We start from the raw sequence: 15,683 nt of genomic DNA on the forward strand, positions 1-15,683 counted from the left end.
TGCCGGGTGCGGCTCAGGTGAGCAGGAACGCGCCTGCGGTGGCCGCGCCCGCCGCGGCCCCGGCCACCGTCTGTGCGACGGTGTGGTAGCGCAGCGCCACCCGCGACCAGCACACGGCGGCGGTCAGGCCGTTATCAGCCCGGCGCACAGCGCGCCGAGCAGCCCCCACAGCAGTCCTGTCCAGTCGCCCGCGGCCGCTAGGCCGATCCCGAGCATGCCGAAAAGAGGAGGACGTTGCGGGGTTGTAGGAGGTCGGTGACGCGCCGTGCGCGGGTGGTGGCGGCAGCGGTTGCCGGGGTGGGCGGTGTCTCTGTTGTGCTCATGGGCGGGGCGGCGTCCTGTCGCTGTCGCCTTGTGCGTCCCGTTCGGCCTCGGGCTTGGCCTCGGCCTCGGGCTTGGCCTCGGGCTTGGCCTCGGCCTCGGGCTTGGCCTCGGACTTGGCCTCGTCCAGCAAGGTCAGGGCGAACTGGAGTAGTTCCGGGGGGAGTCTGTCCTCGCCCAGGCCGCGTGCGGCCAGCCCGCTGATCTCCCCCGTACGCTGCTTCGCGAGGAACCGCAGTCCCGCGACCACGTCGTCGACGACCTCGGACTCCTCCTTGAAGAAGCGCCAGTCCACGCCGAAGCCGAGCCCGAGGCCCTTGAGGATCTCCTCGGACGGGTCGGTGACCTTCCCGGCGAGGATGTTGGAGAAGTAGCTGTGCGACAGGGAGCCTCCGCGCTGCCGCACGAGCTCCGCGAACTGCCGCCCCGAGACCCGCTGACCGGGGAAGGTCTTCTCGACCATGTACGCGACCTTCTGCCGCAGGGTCCGCAGCTCGGGTGTGTGCTCGCCGCACTGGTTCCCGCGACCGCCGTCCATCCCGACCCCCAGGCACGTAAACGGGCTTGCGTGCGCACTCTACGTCACTGTTAACTCGAAAAAACACGGCCAGGGGGCCACGAGGGGAGTCCCTTGCCCGTGGACGAGGTGTAGCCCTTCGCGACGGGGGATGCACGAAGGGCTACACCCGCATTATGGCAGCTCGTCAAGAGCCTCGCTGGAGCCCCCGGCGACTGGGGCGGTGACCGGCTCGTTCGTGGCTGCCGCTCGACGTTGGCCGTCGGCCGAACCTACCCTCACGTCAGGGTACTTTTGGGTGAGTCCAGGTGAGTACAGGTCGACGAGGAACGGATGGCGAACGTGGCGAACGCGGTCAATGCGGCGGGCTCAGGCTCAGGCCCCGGCCCCGGCCCCGGCGCGAGTGCGGCGGCGACTCAGGCGGCCCGGCGGCGTACGTTCGCGGTGATCAGCCACCCCGACGCGGGCAAGTCGACGCTGACCGAGGCATTGGCGCTGCACGCGCGGGCGATCACCGAGGCGGGCGCGGTGCACGGGAAGTCCGGCCGACGCGGGGTCGCGTCGGACTGGATGGAGATGGAGAAGGCGCGCGGCATCTCGGTCACGTCGGCGGTGCTGCAGTTCGAGCACCAGGACTGCGTCCTGAACCTGCTGGACACTCCGGGCCACGCGGACTTCTCCGAGGACACCTACCGGGTGCTGGCCGCCGTGGACTGCGCGGTGATGCTGATCGACGCGGCGAAGGGCCTGGAGGAGCAGACCCGCAAGCTCTTCGACGTGTGCCGACACCGCGGTATCCCGGTTATCACTTTTATCAACAAGTGGGACCGGCCGGGCCGTGAAGCCCTGGAGCTGCTGGACGAGATCGAGAGTGAGTTCCGGCTCAAGCCGACCCCGGTCACCTGGCCGGTCGGCGAGGCAGGATATCTGCGCGGGCTCATCGACGCCCGAGTGCCGCAGCAGATGCGGCGCTACACGCGCGCGCCCGGCGGCGCCCAGGCCGCGACCGAGGAAGTCCTGTCGGCCGAGCGGGCGGCGGTCGACGAGACCGTCGCCGTCGACTGGGAGCGCGCGACCGAGGAGCTGGAGCTGCTCCAGGCGGACGGCGCCGAGTACGACCAGGAGTCGTTCCTGGCGGGCAGGTCCACGCCGGTGTTCTTCGGCGCGGCCGTCTCCAACATCGGCGTACGGATGCTGCTCGACGCGGTCGTCGACCTCGCTCCCGCGCCCGGTGCGCGGGAGCTGGAGGGAGGGGGCGAGCGGCCGGTGGACGCGCCGTTCTCCGGGTTGGTGTTCAAGGTGCAGGCGAACATGGACCCCTCGCACCGCGACCGGACCGCGTTCCTGAGGGTCTGCTCGGGCGTCTTCGAGCGCGGCGCCACGGTGACGCGGGCGGCGACGGGCAAGGCCTTTGCCACCAAGTACGCGAACAGCGTCTTCGGGCAGGACCGTTCGTCGGTCGACATCGCGTATCCGGGCGATGTGGTGGGGCTGGGGAACGCGGGTGCGCTGCGGGTCGGCGACACGCTGTACGCGGAGACTCCGGCCGTGTTCCCGCCGATGCCGACGTTCGCGCCGGAGCACTTCGCGGTCGTACGGCCCGCCGACATCGCCAAGTCCAAGCAGTTTCGGCGCGGCATCGCGCAGCTGGATGAGGAGGGGGTCGTCCAGGTGCTGGTGTCGGACCTGCGAGGGGATCAGGCGCCGGTGCTCGCGGCGGTCGGGCCGATGCAGTTCGACGTGGTCAGCGCGCGGATGGCGGGCGAGTTCTCGGCGCCGGTGCGGCTGGAGACGCTGCCGTATCACCTGGCTCGGGCCACGGACGCGGCGGGGGCCGAGGGCCTGGGGCGGTCGCGGATCATCCGGGGTGAGGTGTTGACGCGGGTCCGCGACAAGGAGCTGCTCGCGGTGTTCCCCGACCGGTGGCAGGCCGCGTCCTTCGAGCGGGCCTTCCCTGAGGCGCGGCTGGATCCGCTCCTGGCCGCGCACGAGTAACGCCGCGCGCCGCGCGCCGTGGGGTGCGGGGTGCGGGCGCGCGGCGGTGCGTGCGTTCTGTTCGTTGTGGGTCGGGGGTGGGGTGGGGGGTACGTGCTCACGGCGACTGATAACCCGGAAGCTGCGAACCGCGTGCTGCCCAGGTCACAGTCCCCGCTCCGCTCGCACCCCCCACCCCACCCCCTCACGTGAGCTCCCCGGCTGCGGGTGGGTGGGGGGTGCGAGCGGCTGTGCGGGTGGGCGTACGTCCCGTCTGACTGTTGTGGGCATACGTTCCGCAGGGCGACACCCCGCTGGCGCGGGGTGCTACCGCGCGGCGAGGCGCGTGCGCAGGGTCGCCGCGAAGTCCTCCGCTGCGAGAAGCTGCGCCCGCAGCTTCTCGCAGCGGGCCTCGGTCACCTCACGGTACGTGTCCAACCGCTCCCGCAGCCGCGCCAGCTCATCCCCCGTAGGCGCGTCAGGCGCGGCGAGCCTGTCGGTGATCTCCAGCAGGTCTCGTGTCTCCTCCAGGGAGAAGTCCAGCGGTTTCATCCGCCGGATCACCATCAGGCGTTCGACGTCGGTCTCGGTGTAGAGCCGGAAGCCGCCCTTGCTGCGGGCGGAGGGGGTGACGAGGCCGACCTCCTCGTAGTGGCGGATGGTGCGCAGCGACAAGCCGGTCCGCTCGGCCACTTCGCCGATCTGCATCTGCCGCTGCTCAGCCTTCACCGGATCGTCTCCCTCTGGTCCTTCTGGTCCTTCTGGATTCCACAGCTTTTCAATTCCGTGTCGCGCATGCCATGCGTGAGATGAATCACAGGATCTTGAGGCCTCTTTACCTGCATTTCACAAGCTGTACGCCCCACTCTGCCCTCACGTCAGGGTAGAGTGTCGGGCGTAGCCGCCTCCGCCGTAAGGCTCTGGCAGGGGCGATATCGCCGCACAGAGGGTCCCGATCGGACCTGTCGGCGACTCCCAGCTTTCGGGCAATGATGCCCGACCGGGGGCCCGTTGGGGCCGCCGGGTATCCGGCAGGGCCCCCGATGTGGCCGGGCCGCCGGGGACTCCTCCCGTCAGCGGGCTGAGTCGTGTTAATAGCGCGTGTGCGTCCTGTGGTGACGTGTGCGCCCGAACGGAAACGGTTGCATGTCTTCACCCCTGTCTTTGTCCTCGCGTCTGTCGCGTCCTGACTGGCTGGCCTCGCCGAAGATCTTCCGTACGGAGGTGCTGGCGGGGCTGGTGGTCGCGCTGGCGCTGATCCCGGAGGCGATCTCGTTCTCGATCATCGCCGGGGTCGACCCGGCGATCGGTCTGTTCGCGTCGTTCACGATGGCCGTGGTGATCTCCATAGTGGGCGGCCGCAAGGCCATGATCTCCGCCGCGACCGGTGCGATGGCGCTGGTCATCGCCCCGCTGAACCACGAGTACGGGCTCGGTTACCTGATCGCCGCCGTCATCCTGGGCGGTGTCTTCCAGATCGTGCTGGGCGCGCTCGGCGTGGCCAAGCTGATGCGGTTCGTGCCGCGCAGCGTGATGGTCGGCTTCGTGAACGCGCTGGCGATTCTGATCTTCATGGCGCAGGTCGAGGAGATGTGGGAGGTGCCCTGGCCGGTCTACCCGCTGATCGTGGGCGGGCTGGCGCTGATGGTGTTCTTCCCGAAGATCACCACGGTGATCCCGGCTCCGCTGGTGTCGATCGTGATCCTGACGGTGATCACGGTGGCGGCGGGGATCGCGGTGCCGACGGTCGGCGACAAGGGGGAGTTGCCGTCGTCGCTGCCGGTGCCGGGGCTGCCGGATGTGCCGTTCACCATGGACACGCTGACCACGATCGCGCCGTACGCGTTCGCGTTCGCGCTGGTGGGGCTGATGGAGTCGCTGATGACCGCGAAGCTGGTCGACGACATCACCGACACCCACTCCAACAAGACGCGTGAGTCGCTGGGCCAGGGCGTCGCGAACGTGGTCACCGGTTTCTTCGGCGGCATGGGCGGCTGCGCGATGATCGGCCAGACGATGATCAACGTGAAGACGTCGGGGGCGCGCACGCGGCTGTCGACGTTCCTGGCGGGTGCGTTCCTGATGGTGCTGTGCATCGCCTTCGGTCCGGTCGTTTCCGATATCCCGATGGCGGCGCTGGTCGCGGTGATGGTCCTGGTGTCGGTCGCCACGTTCGACTGGCACTCGATCCAGCCGAAGACGCTGCAGCGGATGCCGGTCGGCGAGACCGTGGTGATGGTGGTCACCGTGGCGTGTGTCGTGGCGACCCACAATCTGGCGATCGGTGTGGTGGTCGGCTGCATCACCGCGATGGTGATCTTCGCGAAGCGGGTCGCGCACATGGCCGAGGTGTCCGGTGTCGTGGACCCGGACGGCAACCAGGTCGTCTACGCGGTCACGGGTGAGCTGTTCTTCGCGTCGTCCAATGACCTGGTCTATCAGTTCGACTACAAGGACGACCCGGACGACGTGGTCATCGACCTGTCCGACGCGCACATCTGGGACGCGTCCACGGTCGCCGCGCTGGACGCGATCGAGACCAAGTACCGGGACCGGGGCAAGAAGGTCACCATCGTCGGCCTGAACAAGCCCAGCGCCGAGATGCACGAGAAGCTCGCCGGACAGCTCACCGCCGGACACTGACCGGTCGCCTGACCGTCGATCGCCTGAGCGTTCGCGGCAGCCCCCGAGCTGACCAGCCGCCCTCCCTCACATCACGGAACCGTGGGGGAGGGCGGTTCGCGTCGCGCGGCCCCGGTCCCGACCCCGGTCCCGGCTGGCCGTCCGCGGCTCAGTGGGTGGGATCCGCGTGCTTGACGGACGTGACGAACGCCGACCAGGCGGCCGACTCGATGACGAGGGCGGGGCCGTGGGGGTTCTTGCTGTCGCGGACGGGGACGACGGCGGGGAAGTCGTCGGAGACCTCGACGCACTCGCCGCCATCCGGGTTGCTGTAGGAGCTCTTGCGCCAGGTGACGGAAGTCAGGTCGATGGTGCGTCGCACGGTGCTTCCTCCAGGATCTGCCCGATGAACTTCCGCGACTCGGCCGGAGACAACGCCAGGTCGCGCACCGCATCGTAGGCACGTTGCAGGCGCTCAACCGAGCCGTTTTCCTCGATGAGTTCGCCCCGGTGGGTGTTCTCGGTGTAGGCCACGGTGCGTCCGTCCGACAGTCGCAGCAACATCACGGCAGTGCTGACCAGTCCGTGCGGGCCAGCGGCCTGTGGGAGCACCTGGAGTGTGACGTCCGGGCGCTCGGCCATCTCGATGAGGTGCTCCAACTGGGGCCGCCACGCCCGCGCGTCTCGCAGCGGCGTACGCAGCACCGCCTCGGACAGGATCGTGCGGAAGTGCGGCGCGTGTTCCCCTTCGAGCAGCACCTGCCGTCCGATCCGCGCCTCGACCTGCCGGGTCAGCTCCTCGCCCTTGGTGCCGCTGGACGCGAGCAGTTCCCGCGCGTACTCCCTGGTCTGGAGCAGGCCGGGCAGGACGCTGACGGCGAAGTGCCACAGACTGACCGCCTCCGCCTCCAGCACCATGTACCGCCGGTACTGCTCCCGGAACTGCGTCGGGTCCCCGACCGCCAACTCCCAGAGGATCAGCAGCAGATCGGACGTCCCGTAGTGCTGGTCAAGCGCCTGTACGACCTCGGGGCCGCCGAGGGTCTCCCCGCTCTCCATCTTGCCGAACAGCGACCAGTCCCACCCCAGCACCTCCCCGAGCTTGCGCAGGCTGTCTCCGCGCTGCGAGCGGAGTAACCGCAGCTCCTCGGCGAAGCGTTGGCGTGGTTCCTGGCTGCGGCCGGTGATCACCCGTCTCGGCGGCATGCGCGCTCCTCCGTGGAAGGTGTGGAACTACCGTCGGGAGGCCGGGAAGTACAGCCCGCTGACGTGGTCCGTTCCCTGTTCCGGATCCATGCTTGTAATGCCTGGAATACCCAGAGTAGTGAACGGAAGAGGGCTGATGGCGAAGATTCGGGAAGCCGAGGAGGCGCGCGACGCGCTCGCCGTCGCGTTGAGTCGCGCGGGCATCCAGTTCCCGGCGATGGATGTACGTACGCCCCTGGCCGTGGGGGAGGGCGGTTACGCCCTGGTGAACCTCGGCGAGTGTTCAGCCCCTGTGGCCCGCGAGCTCGCGGCGGTCATCACGAAAGGGGCCTGCGGGCATCGGGAGACGGGGCGGCGTGACGGCAAGACGTACTGCCTGGCCTGCCGTCACCAGTTGTATCTGTGAGGGAAACGGCTTTGGGTACGCGCTCCGGCGGCGCGGGCGGCTGAGTCACGGTGTGCTGGATGCCGTCTCGGCCTCGGGGAAGTACCGGAGGAACGCGTCGGGGCCGATTCCCATGACAGATCCGAAGGGCTCCGACATGTGGCTGATGAGGAGGATGAGGAACACCGTGAGCGCGACCATGCCCATCACCATCGACACATGGGTCTTGTCCCCGCGTACGCGGAAGAAGAACAGGAAAGTGATCGACAGCGCGGCCCCGACGAAGATGGCGACCCACAGGATGGGGGAGAGCGTCTCCTCCGCGGCGTCCGCGCGCTCACGGCGGGCGTAGTCCAACTCGCCGAGTTGGCTCAGCATTTGCAGGGACGTGACCTGTTGCGCGGCGGTGGACTCCGCTGGCGGCAGTGCGGCGGGCCGCAGTTGTCGCAGCAGTCGCCAGCCCTCGTCGCCGAGCGGAGCGCGGTCCGCGAGCAGCGGCCACTCCTGTTGCACCACATGGGCCGCGTAGCGCTGCGCGATGTCGTCGATCTGCTTGTCCTGCTCGGGTGGCATGCCGTCGGAGAGGACCGTCAGCTGGTGCAGCGCGCCCGCTTCGATGTTCGTGAAGACGTCCGCGTCGTCGCGTACCTCCCACACGTTCACCAGGGCCAGGGCGAGCAGGAGCGCGTAGAGCAGCGAGACCATCATCGACATGTACTCGCCCGCTTCTTCCCCCTGGTCCTCGTCGTCGGCGACCGGCTGATAGCGACGCCACAGGAGGACGCCTGCGGCCACCGCGATCGCGGCGACGAGGCCGAGGGCGAGCATCTCGATCACATGGCTCATCCGTTGCCCCTTCCGTTGCCGCGCGGCGAGCGTGCGGTGACCACGGCCACGGGGATGAAGATCAGCATGAAGATCAGTAGGGCTGAGACGGTCGAGTTGTCGCGCAGCAGGCGATTGACTTGGGTGGGCAAGGACGGTGGCTGCGGTGCGGTGGCCTGCTGGGCGGGGGGTTCTGCCGTGTCCGCGCCTGGCGGTGTTGTGGGGCTGCTGTCTGCCTCTGCCTCTGCCCCCGCTTCTGTCGGTGCTTCTGCTTCCGCTTCCTCTGCTTCTGCGCCTTCTGCCGGTGCCGTCAGGGCTTCGGTGAGGAAGAAGGGGGGCAGTAGTGCGTCGCCGAGGGTGCCTGGGAGGGCGGGAAGCTCGGGAGGGTCTGCGGGATCGGGAGGGTCTGCGGGTGGTGCGGGTGGGCCGGGGGCTGGGGCTGGGGCTGGGGGTGGGCCGGGGGCTGGGGGAGCGGGTGTCGGTGGGGGCGGTGTGGGTGGGGGTGTGGTTGGTTTTGGCTGAGGGGGTTCGGGTGCGAGGGTGAAGCGGTCGCTGGCCGAAGCTCTCAGCTCCGGAGCAGGTACGAGGCTTCCGGTCGGGCCCAGCGTCTTGTGGCGGTCGCTTCCGCGGGCTGTGGCTCTGCTGGTGTAGGTTCCCGCCTTTGGCAGTCGCGGTTCGGACTGGCAGGTCATCTTTCCGCGCGGGGGCACGCTCTGTTCGGTGCCTCCCGCGCAGGTGAGCGGGGCGTCCGGGCTCGTCTCGGTGAGGCTGGTTCCGTGGACCGTCAGGCCCCCGGTGTTGGTGAGTACGTAGCGGACGCGGGCCCGGAGGCCGCCGGTGTCCCTTGCCGAGACGCTGAGGCTCAGGGCGCTCGCGATACCGCGGTAGCCGGAGCGTGCCGTTGCCGTCGGGGTCATGTTCAACGACGGGATGCGGGCGGTGACGCGGGCCTTTGACGGATGGTCTCCTGGCCGGGCCTTCGTGGTCGCCGTGCAGGTCACCCTGGTCAGGCCCCGCATCCAGAACGTGCCGTCGCCGCCGTCGCCGGGGCAGTGGATGTCTCCGGGGCTCACGCCAGGGTCCGTGAGCTTCACCCGGCGCAGGTCCGCCCCTGAGCGGTTGATGATCAGGTACCGCTTGACCACGCGGTGCCCCGCGCGGATGCCGGTCGAGTGAGCGGTGGCCGCTGGGCGGCCGTTCACGGTGACGCGGAGCGCGAGTGCGTGCGGGCCGACTCCGTCGGCTGGGGTGAGCTCGGGAACCGGCCCCGTCGCTTCGGCAGCGGCGGCCGGACCCGCCAGGAAGACCACGGCAGTGGCGTACGACGTCGCCAGTCGGATGCCGAGACGAAGACGCATACCGGCCGTGCCCTCCGTTATGTGTGATCATCACCTTTATCCAGGATGGGCCTTCTCAGCCGAGCTCCTTCGCTCCGACGTCGCGCGACAGGCCCAATCACCCGAATGGCCCGGCTTCGGTGGCCGGGCGGTTCCGCCAGCCGCAGGATCGGTGTTCCGTGGCAGAGAAGGGTGACGGCGATGACTGGGGAATCTGACGGGGGTTCGGCCTGGGCGTCCGGTGGAACGCTGTTCGCCGGTGTGCTGATGCTGGTGTACGGGGTACTCGGGGTGCTGCACGGCATCGCGGCCATCGCCGAGGACGACGTGTACGCGCGGCTCGGCGACTACGTGTACAAGTTCAATCTCACCGCGTGGGGATGGATCCATCTGGTCCTCGGCGTTCTGGTCGCCGTCGTCGGCTGCGGCATCCTCAAGCGGGCGGGCTGGGCCAAGGCTCTCGGCGTGGGCATCGCGTGTGCCGTCGTGGTCGTCAACTTCGTCTGGCTGCCGTATCAGCCGGTCTGGGCGCTCATCGCCGTCGCGATCGGCGTCTTCGTCATCTGGGCGCTGTGCACTGACACGTCAGACCGCTCCGATGGCCGACCCGGTGCCGGGTCCGGCGTCGGCGCCGGCACCGGGGCGTCGCCCTCCTCCCGCTGAACGGGCGGGGCGCGCGGATCAGATGCGGTCGGCGACGATGAGCAGGTAGTGGAAGCTGCCTTCCTTGTACGCGGTGAGGAAGGGCTCCTCGATGCCGGTGGCGACCGAGGACTTCGCGCGCAGCTCCCAGTACGGGATGGTGTCCGCGGTCAGGTCGATGACCTCGATGGGGACGAGGTTGTTGGCCGCGAGCGCCTTGAAGTACTGGCTGCGGGGATGGATGTTGCAGGTGTAGTGCTCGTCGATGCGGCTGACGGCCTTGGAGCGCAGGCCGGTGACGTCGTTGGAGCAGCCGGTGACGCAGACGTACCGGCCGCCGGGCTTGAGGAGCCGGGCGAACTCGCCGTACAGCTCGAAGAGATCGACGTACATGGTGGTCTCGTTGGTCCAGACGCCGCGGCGGGAGCCGGTGGCGAAGCCGGTGTCCAGCATGTTGCGGAAGTGGAAGCGGACCTTGTCGGCCACCTCACGCTGGGCCGCCTGGTCGTTGGCGAAGGCGACCTGCTGCTCCGAGATGGTGACGCCGTCGACCGAGCAGCCGAAGCGGGCGTTGGCCATGAAGCTGGTGCCGCCGCGGCCGGAGCCCGCGTCCAGCAGACGGTCCGTGCGGGAGACCGCGCCGAGGTGGTTGAGGAGGACGTCGGCCTGGGCGGTCTCCATCCGGTGGAGTTCCTCGATGATGCGCTGCTCGCGCTTGTCGGCGGGTTCGGTCAGGACGGACGCGTCGTAGTCGCCGATGCCGTAGTGGTGGTGGTAGAGGTCGTCGACCTCGCCGAGGCGGAGGTTGACCGGGTCTTTCTCGGCGTTCCAGTAGTCGGCGACGGACTTCTGGTACTCGGTGCGCAGGACGTCTTCCACGACGGAGGTTTCCAGTTCGGTGGAGAGCTTGGACATGGTGAGGGAGCCCTTACGTGAGAGGGGAGGGTGTGCGGGCGTCGGTCAGGTTGTGGAGTAGCGGGCGCTGCCCGCGTGCCATTCGCGGCTGCCGCCGAGCCAGGACCAGATGCCCGCCAGGAACCGGCCCAGCTCTGGTGAGCCGGTGGCCGTGAGCGCGGCGGCCTGCACGGAACGAAGCTGTTCTCGTGCCGGTGTATCAGGAACTCCCAGACCGGCGGGGTCTGTTGAGCCGTGTGCCAGACGCCCTCCTGGTTGTACGCGACGAACATGATCAGCCGCCCGAAGTCGGCCTTGCGGATCTTGTCCAACTGGCCGGGATAGCTCCCGATCTCGTCGGCCCACGCGACCAGGCGTTCGGTGACGGTCTCGCCGAGCGCGCGGTCGTCGCGGACGGCGGGCGGGCAGTGACACGTCATGGCCCGTCCCGGACGCGATGGCACGGGAGATGAGCGACACCGCCGTCAGCTCCCGTTCGCGCGGGAGACCTCGACGTTCTCCAGGACGCCCAGCGCGTCCGGTACGAGCACCGCGGCGGAGTAGTAGGTGCTGACCAGGTAGGAGATGATCGCCTTCTCGTCGATCCCCATGAACCGGACGTTCAGGCCCGGCTCGATCTCGTCCGGGATGCCCGTCTGGTGCAGCCCGACGACACCCTGGTCGTCCTCGCCCGTACGCATCGCGATGATGGACGAGGTGCAGGTCTCGGTGACCGGGATCTTGCCGCAGGGGAGCAGCGGGACCCCGCGCCACGCGGGCAGGTGATGGCCGTTCAGTTCGACGCCGCCGAAGTAGATACCGCGCTTGTTGCACTCCCGGCCGAACGCGGCGATCGCGCGCGGGTGGGCGAACATGAAGCGGGTGCCGCGGCGCATGCTCAGCAGCTCGTCCAGGTCGTCAGGGGTGGGCGGGCCCGAGTGGGTGGAGATCCGCTGGTCGAAGTCGGCGTTGTGGAGCATGCCGAACTCGGCGTTGTTGACGAGTTCGTACTCCTGGCGTTCGCGCAGCGCCTCGATGGTCAGGCGCAGCTGCTGCTGCGTCTGGTTCATCGGCTCGTTGTAGAGGTCCGCGACCCTGCTGTGCACCCGCAGCACGGTCTGGGCCACACTCAGCTCGTACTCGCGCGGCGCGAGCTCGTAGTCCGCGAACGTGCCCGGCAGCATGGCCTCGCCGATGTGGGACGAGCTGAGGATGATCTCGACCTCGCCGGACTTGTTGATGGGCTTGTGCCCGTTGGAGCCGGCGAGTTCGACGTGCATGCGCAGCGCCTCGTGCTGGCTCGCTACCGCCTTGTACGCGGTGAGGGGCAGCGCGAGCACGGTGACGCCGGTCGCCGCGCGCGCCGTGAAGTCCCACTTCTTGCCGCTTCCGGCGAGCACCTGACCGCCGAAGGCGTCGCCGTCGGCCATCATGCCGATGACGGTCTCGTCGCCGTAGGGGCCTTCGCCGACCTTCTCCACCTTGCCGTGCGCGATCAGGTAGACGTGGTCCGCCTTCTTGCCCGACCGGACGATCACCTGGCCCGGCTCGTACTCCTTCTGCACGAACTTCTCCGCGAGCGCGCCGAGCGCGTCGCCGTCCGTGAAGCCGCGCAGCAGGGGCAGTTCGCCCAGCTCCGCCGGGATGACCTGGACCTTCGAGCCGGTCTTCACGAAGGTGACCCGGCCGTCGCCGACGGTGTACGCGAGGCGGCGGTTCACCCGGTACGTGGCGCCCGGCACGTTCACCCAGGGCAGCATCCGCGACAGCCAGCGGGAGCTGATCCCCTGCATCTGGGGTTCGGACTTGGTCGTGGTGGCCAGATTCCGGGCGGCTGCCGTGCCGAGGCTCAGCTGCTCCTGCTGGTCTCGCACGGGTGGCGCGCTCGTGTCGACCGACATCACATACCTCTTCCTGTTGGCACAAACGATCGTTGAGGCAACACCTGTCGCCGTCACGCTGTGTAGGCAGGACTACCAGAGATGTGGTCGCGGTGAGTAACGAAACTCGGGGCGCGTGAACACGCGCGGGATCGGAATATGCGCCCTTCGCGCCCCGGATGGAAGGGAGTTGCCTGTTCGATGGCGGTGGGCGTCAAGGTGAGGGTGACGTCGCTCTGGGTGCGTCGCCGTCAAGGGATGTCACGTATAGTTATCGTTCGAGTGGGCGAATCGGTGTTCGGTTGCCTGTGAGGGGGCGTTGTGCCGGCGCTCCTCAGCGGCGGGGGCGGGGGACCAGTTCGCCGCCGCAGTTGGGGCACACGTGGCGCATGGCCTCGCTGCAGGGTTCGCAGTAGGTGCACTCGTAGGTGCAGATGCGGGCGGGCGAGTCCGGCGCCAGCGGGGCGCTCTCGCACCGCTCGCACAGCTCGCGCATGTCCAAGGCCATGGCTCCCCCTGGGGACTTCGGGTCGGGATCGGAGATTCGGGTTCAGTCTCCGTGCGGGGAGCGTGGCCGGAAAGCGCCGTCAGGGCCAGCTTCGCGTACGATCCGGCCATGCCGCTGGCTGCTCTCGTCTCTTTCGTCGAGGCGGCGTACCCGTCACGTCAGCGCGAGCGGGACGTACTCGGAGAGTTCGCGCTGGTTCCTGGCCGCGTTCTGGGCCAGCCGGTGGGCGCCCACGACGCCGGTGGCGCCGTCCAGGCCCACTCGGTGCACGGGTACCCCGACCTCGTCGCGGATGCGGCTCGCGAGCCCCGGCAGCCGGCCCCCGCGTCCGATGAGCAGGATCCCCCGTTCCAGTACGTCATGGGCGAGCTCGGACGGGCCGTCCTCCAGCGCGGACCTGACCAGCCGGGTCACGTCGTCGCAGACCGTGCCGGTCACCGCGGCGACCTCGTCCAGCGGCAGCCGCTGGGTGCGCGGCACCCGGTCGGTGAGGTCCTTGCCGCGTACGAGGATGTGGTCGTCCGCGCTGGTGAGGGCGGACAGCTGGAGCTTGGCGTCCTCGGCGGCCTCGTCGACGGTGGTGAGGCCGTGCTCGGTGCGCAGATGGCGGATCAGCGCCTGGTTCACGGACTGGCCGCCGCACTCGCCGGTCCGGGTCAGCGTGGCGTGGCCCATGCTCATCATGGACACCGAGGTCCGTTCGACGCCCACGTCGACCAGCAGTGCCCCGGTGGGCTCGTGCACCGGAAGGCCCAGGCCCACCAGGTCGGTCAGCGACTTCGGTATCAGCCGTACGCGGCCGAGCCCGGCCTCGTGGCAGACCTCGGCCAGGGCGCGCCGCTCCAGGGGCGTCGCCTCGTCCGGGACGCACACGGCGGCGTGACAGTCCTTCAGGGCGCTGAGCGGGCCGGTGTCGCGGAGGCTGGCGGACAGCAGCCGGATGGCTATCTGCTGGTGGATCACGGCCCCGCGGGCGACGGGTCGCACGATGTCCACATGGGTGGGGGCACGGCCGCGCATCGACTGGGCCGTGGCGCCGCGGGCCACCACCGAACCCGAGCTGTTCACGGCGGCGACCGACGGCACCGAGGTCACCTGGTCCTCGCCGTCGACGCACAGCCGCAGGGCGGAGCTGCCCAGGTCCAGTGCGAAAATCCGCTGTATTCGGCGCATGGCCGCTCCCTTTTGCTGCCTGCCCCCCGCCGGTCAGTCCCCCCGCCTCGGACCGATCCTGGCACCGCTCGTTGACGCGTGCGACCGGTGAGGTGCTTTGGAGTGGGTCAGCGGGCGGGCGCGCCGCGGGGGCGTACCGATCGGCCGCATCCAGCCAGCGCGTTCGCCGGGTCCCGCCGATGCTGGCCGTATGCACACGTTCCTGGGAGAGGTCAAGGACGCGGTACGGCCGCGGGCGGCGCTGCTGGTGCTGGGCGTGCTGGCGCTCGGCGTGCTGTTCATCGTCTCGTACGCCGGGGCCTTCCACGAGCAGCGGCCCAAGGACATCGCCTTCGGCGTGGTCGCTCCCGAGCAGGTGCGGGGGCAGACGGTCGCCCAGCTGGAGCGGCTGCCCGGTTCGCCGCTCGACCCGCGGGCCGTCGCCGATGAGCGGGCCGCGCGCGAGCAGCTCAAGGACCGGAAGATCTACGGCGCGCTGGTGGTCGACCCGACGTCCGACACGGACCGGCTGCTGCTCGCGAGCGGCGGCGGCTCGGCGGTGACCGACGCGCTCACGGAGATCGTCGCGCAGGCGGAGGCGGCGCAGCAGCGTACCGCCACGCCCGAGGACGTGTTCCCCGCGGACAGCGGGGACTCGCGCGGGCTCTCGGCGTTCTATCTGGTGGTCGGCTGGTGTGTGGGCGGCTATCTGTGCGCCGCGATCCTCGCGATCAGCTACGGCGCGCGTCCCGCCAACCGGATGCGGGCGACGATCCGGCTGCTCACGCTCGCCGTGTTCGCGCTGGCGCTCGGGCTGCTCGGGGCCGTGTTCATCGGCCCGGTCCTGGGCGCGCTGCCCGGCAGCGTCCTCGGCCTCGCGGGGCTCGGCGCGCTGGTGGTGTTCGCGTCCGGGGCCACCACCTTCGCCCTCCAGGGCATGGCCGGGATCGTCGGCATCGGCCTGACCGTGCTGATCATCGTGGTCGCGGGCAACCCCAGCGCGGGCGGCGCGTACCAGTATCCGCTGCTGCCCCCGTTCTGGCGGGAGATCGGCCCCGCCCTGCCGCCGGGCGCGGGCACCTGGGCGGGCCGCTCGATCGCGTACTTCGGCGGCCACGCGATCACCGGACCGCTCCTGGTCCTGGCGGCCTGGTGCGCGGGCGGCATCCTGCTCACGCTGCTGTTCTCGTCGCTCAAGACGGGGCGGGCGGCGGTCGAGGCCAGCGAGGTACGCCAGTGACTTCCGCTCCCCTGAGCGGGAGCACGCTCGCCCAGCCGGCATGAACGTCACTTCTCGCACTTTCCGGCGTGTCGGTGACATCGGAGACTAGGGTTCCCCTTCAGCAGGGATCGCCGATTGAGCAAGAGCCACTAAGAGATCGCCGAGGTATGTCCCAACGCGGTCACGCAGCTGGGGGGT

16 protein-coding genes and 1 pseudogene are annotated in these 15,683 nt (G+C 69.5%); 5 read left to right on the forward strand and 12 right to left on the reverse strand.

What is annotated here, in order from left to right; all coding sequences use genetic code 11:
- Positions 1–13: 13 nt before the first annotated feature.
- Positions 14–323, reverse strand: a pseudogene (locus tag ACX6XY_RS03925) (hypothetical protein).
- Positions 320–859: a hypothetical protein gene (locus ACX6XY_RS03930; protein ID WP_460326341.1), complete on the reverse strand. Its 540-nt coding sequence runs from the start codon at positions 857–859 to the stop codon at positions 320–322. The pseudogene ACX6XY_RS03925 and the gene ACX6XY_RS03930 overlap by 4 nt, the downstream one beginning before the upstream one ends.
- Before the next feature lie 312 nt (positions 860–1,171).
- On the opposite strand from ACX6XY_RS03930, the gene ACX6XY_RS03935 reads away from it, so the two are divergent.
- Entirely contained in the window at positions 1,172–2,833 is a 1,662-nt protein-coding gene (locus ACX6XY_RS03935) for a peptide chain release factor 3 (RefSeq protein ID WP_460326343.1), read from the forward strand.
- 306 nt (positions 2,834–3,139) lie between these two features.
- On the opposite strand, the gene ACX6XY_RS03940 is transcribed toward ACX6XY_RS03935, so the two are convergent.
- On the reverse strand, positions 3,140–3,520 hold the full coding sequence (locus ACX6XY_RS03940) for a MerR family transcriptional regulator (RefSeq protein ID WP_460326475.1): 381 nt from the start codon (positions 3,518–3,520) through the stop codon (positions 3,140–3,142).
- Positions 3,521–3,958: 438 nt separating this feature from the next.
- Between ACX6XY_RS03940 and ACX6XY_RS03945 the strand changes: the two genes are divergently transcribed.
- Positions 3,959–5,455, forward strand: coding sequence for a SulP family inorganic anion transporter (locus ACX6XY_RS03945; RefSeq protein WP_460326345.1), 1,497 nt, complete (start codon positions 3,959–3,961; stop codon positions 5,453–5,455).
- A gap of 148 nt (positions 5,456–5,603) precedes the next feature.
- Here ACX6XY_RS03945 and ACX6XY_RS03950 read toward each other — a convergent pair whose 3' ends face one another.
- On the reverse strand, positions 5,604–5,816 hold the full coding sequence (locus tag ACX6XY_RS03950) for a DUF397 domain-containing protein (protein WP_460326347.1): 213 nt from the start codon (positions 5,814–5,816) through the stop codon (positions 5,604–5,606).
- The gene (locus ACX6XY_RS03955; protein ID WP_460326349.1) at positions 5,795–6,640 is read right to left on the reverse strand and encodes a helix-turn-helix domain-containing protein; all 846 of its coding nucleotides are present in this window, start codon (positions 6,638–6,640) and stop codon (positions 5,795–5,797) included. Before ACX6XY_RS03955 ends, ACX6XY_RS03950 begins: the two co-directional genes overlap by 22 nt.
- A 136-nt stretch (positions 6,641–6,776) precedes the next feature.
- Here ACX6XY_RS03955 and ACX6XY_RS03960 point away from each other — a divergent pair, with 136 nt between their 5' ends.
- Positions 6,777–7,046 (forward strand): hypothetical protein, encoded by a 270-nt coding sequence (locus ACX6XY_RS03960; RefSeq protein ID WP_460326351.1) that lies wholly within the window; start codon positions 6,777–6,779, stop codon positions 7,044–7,046.
- 45 nt (positions 7,047–7,091) lie between these two features.
- Here the strand turns inward: ACX6XY_RS03960 and ACX6XY_RS03965 are convergent, their stop codons facing one another.
- Together ACX6XY_RS03965 and ACX6XY_RS03970 are read right to left on the reverse strand one after the other, a co-directional pair.
- The gene (locus ACX6XY_RS03965; RefSeq protein ID WP_460326353.1) at positions 7,092–7,871 is read right to left on the reverse strand and encodes a bestrophin-like domain; all 780 of its coding nucleotides are present in this window, start codon (positions 7,869–7,871) and stop codon (positions 7,092–7,094) included.
- A complete protein-coding gene (locus ACX6XY_RS03970) occupies positions 7,868–8,002 on the reverse strand; it encodes a hypothetical protein (protein WP_460326355.1) in 135 nt (44 codons plus the stop codon). Before ACX6XY_RS03970 ends, ACX6XY_RS03965 begins: the two co-directional genes overlap by 4 nt.
- Positions 8,003–9,388: 1,386 nt before the next feature.
- On the opposite strand from ACX6XY_RS03970, the gene ACX6XY_RS03975 reads away from it, so the two are divergent.
- Positions 9,389–9,850, forward strand: coding sequence for a DUF7144 family membrane protein (locus ACX6XY_RS03975; protein ID WP_460326357.1), 462 nt, complete (start codon positions 9,389–9,391; stop codon positions 9,848–9,850).
- Between the two features lie 18 nt (positions 9,851–9,868).
- On the opposite strand, the gene ACX6XY_RS03980 is transcribed toward ACX6XY_RS03975, so the two are convergent.
- The 5 genes from ACX6XY_RS03980 to ACX6XY_RS04000 form a co-directional block, all read right to left on the reverse strand.
- Positions 9,869–10,744, reverse strand: a complete 876-nt coding sequence (locus ACX6XY_RS03980) for a geranyl diphosphate 2-C-methyltransferase (protein WP_460326359.1) — start codon at positions 10,742–10,744, stop codon at positions 9,869–9,871.
- Between the two features lie 45 nt (positions 10,745–10,789).
- Positions 10,790–10,915 carry a hypothetical protein gene (locus ACX6XY_RS03985; RefSeq protein WP_460326361.1) on the reverse strand — a complete coding sequence of 42 codons (126 nt, stop codon included), beginning with the start codon at positions 10,913–10,915 and terminating at the stop codon, positions 10,790–10,792.
- Between the two features lie 293 nt (positions 10,916–11,208).
- Positions 11,209–12,624: a family 2B encapsulin nanocompartment shell protein gene (locus ACX6XY_RS03990; protein WP_460326363.1), complete on the reverse strand. Its 1,416-nt coding sequence runs from the start codon at positions 12,622–12,624 to the stop codon at positions 11,209–11,211.
- A 313-nt stretch (positions 12,625–12,937) separates the two neighbouring features.
- Positions 12,938–13,111: a DUF1272 domain-containing protein gene (locus ACX6XY_RS03995; protein WP_460326365.1), complete on the reverse strand. Its 174-nt coding sequence runs from the start codon at positions 13,109–13,111 to the stop codon at positions 12,938–12,940.
- Positions 13,112–13,264: 153 nt separating this feature from the next.
- A complete protein-coding gene (locus ACX6XY_RS04000) occupies positions 13,265–14,284 on the reverse strand; it encodes a rod shape-determining protein (protein ID WP_460326367.1) in 1,020 nt (339 codons plus the stop codon).
- A 190-nt stretch (positions 14,285–14,474) separates the two neighbouring features.
- Here ACX6XY_RS04000 and ACX6XY_RS04005 point away from each other — a divergent pair, with 190 nt between their 5' ends.
- Complete coding sequence (locus tag ACX6XY_RS04005) at positions 14,475–15,503, forward strand: DUF3533 domain-containing protein (protein WP_460326369.1); 1,029 nt, start codon at positions 14,475–14,477, stop codon at positions 15,501–15,503.
- The last annotated feature ends 180 nt before the right edge of the window (positions 15,504–15,683 follow it).

This window comes from Streptomyces sp. O3, assembly GCF_054788135.1.

Bases quoted from the DNA above. Each gene is read 5' to 3' on its own strand.
- ACX6XY_RS04005 (WP_460326369.1), top strand. From the start codon at position 14,475: ATGCACACGTTCCTGGGAGAGGTCAAGGACGCGGTACGGCCGCGGGCG.
- ACX6XY_RS03945 (WP_460326345.1), top strand. From the start codon at position 3,959: ATGTCTTCACCCCTGTCTTTGTCCTCGCGTCTGTCGCGTCCTGACTGG.
- ACX6XY_RS03935 (WP_460326343.1), top strand. From the start codon at position 1,172: ATGGCGAACGTGGCGAACGCGGTCAATGCGGCGGGCTCAGGCTCAGGC.
- ACX6XY_RS03995 (WP_460326365.1), bottom strand. From the start codon at position 13,111: ATGGCCTTGGACATGCGCGAGCTGTGCGAGCGGTGCGAGAGCGCCCCG.
- ACX6XY_RS03930 (WP_460326341.1), bottom strand. From the start codon at position 859: ATGGACGGCGGTCGCGGGAACCAGTGCGGCGAGCACACACCCGAGCTG.
- ACX6XY_RS03955 (WP_460326349.1), bottom strand. From the start codon at position 6,640: ATGCCGCCGAGACGGGTGATCACCGGCCGCAGCCAGGAACCACGCCAA.
- ACX6XY_RS03975 (WP_460326357.1), top strand. From the start codon at position 9,389: ATGACTGGGGAATCTGACGGGGGTTCGGCCTGGGCGTCCGGTGGAACG.
- ACX6XY_RS03960 (WP_460326351.1), top strand. From the start codon at position 6,777: ATGGCGAAGATTCGGGAAGCCGAGGAGGCGCGCGACGCGCTCGCCGTC.
- ACX6XY_RS03990 (WP_460326363.1), bottom strand. From the start codon at position 12,624: ATGTCGGTCGACACGAGCGCGCCACCCGTGCGAGACCAGCAGGAGCAG.
- ACX6XY_RS04000 (WP_460326367.1), bottom strand. From the start codon at position 14,284: ATGCGCCGAATACAGCGGATTTTCGCACTGGACCTGGGCAGCTCCGCC.
- ACX6XY_RS03965 (WP_460326353.1), bottom strand. From the start codon at position 7,871: ATGAGCCATGTGATCGAGATGCTCGCCCTCGGCCTCGTCGCCGCGATC.
- ACX6XY_RS03980 (WP_460326359.1), bottom strand. From the start codon at position 10,744: ATGTCCAAGCTCTCCACCGAACTGGAAACCTCCGTCGTGGAAGACGTC.
- ACX6XY_RS03940 (WP_460326475.1), bottom strand. From the start codon at position 3,520: ATGCAGATCGGCGAAGTGGCCGAGCGGACCGGCTTGTCGCTGCGCACC.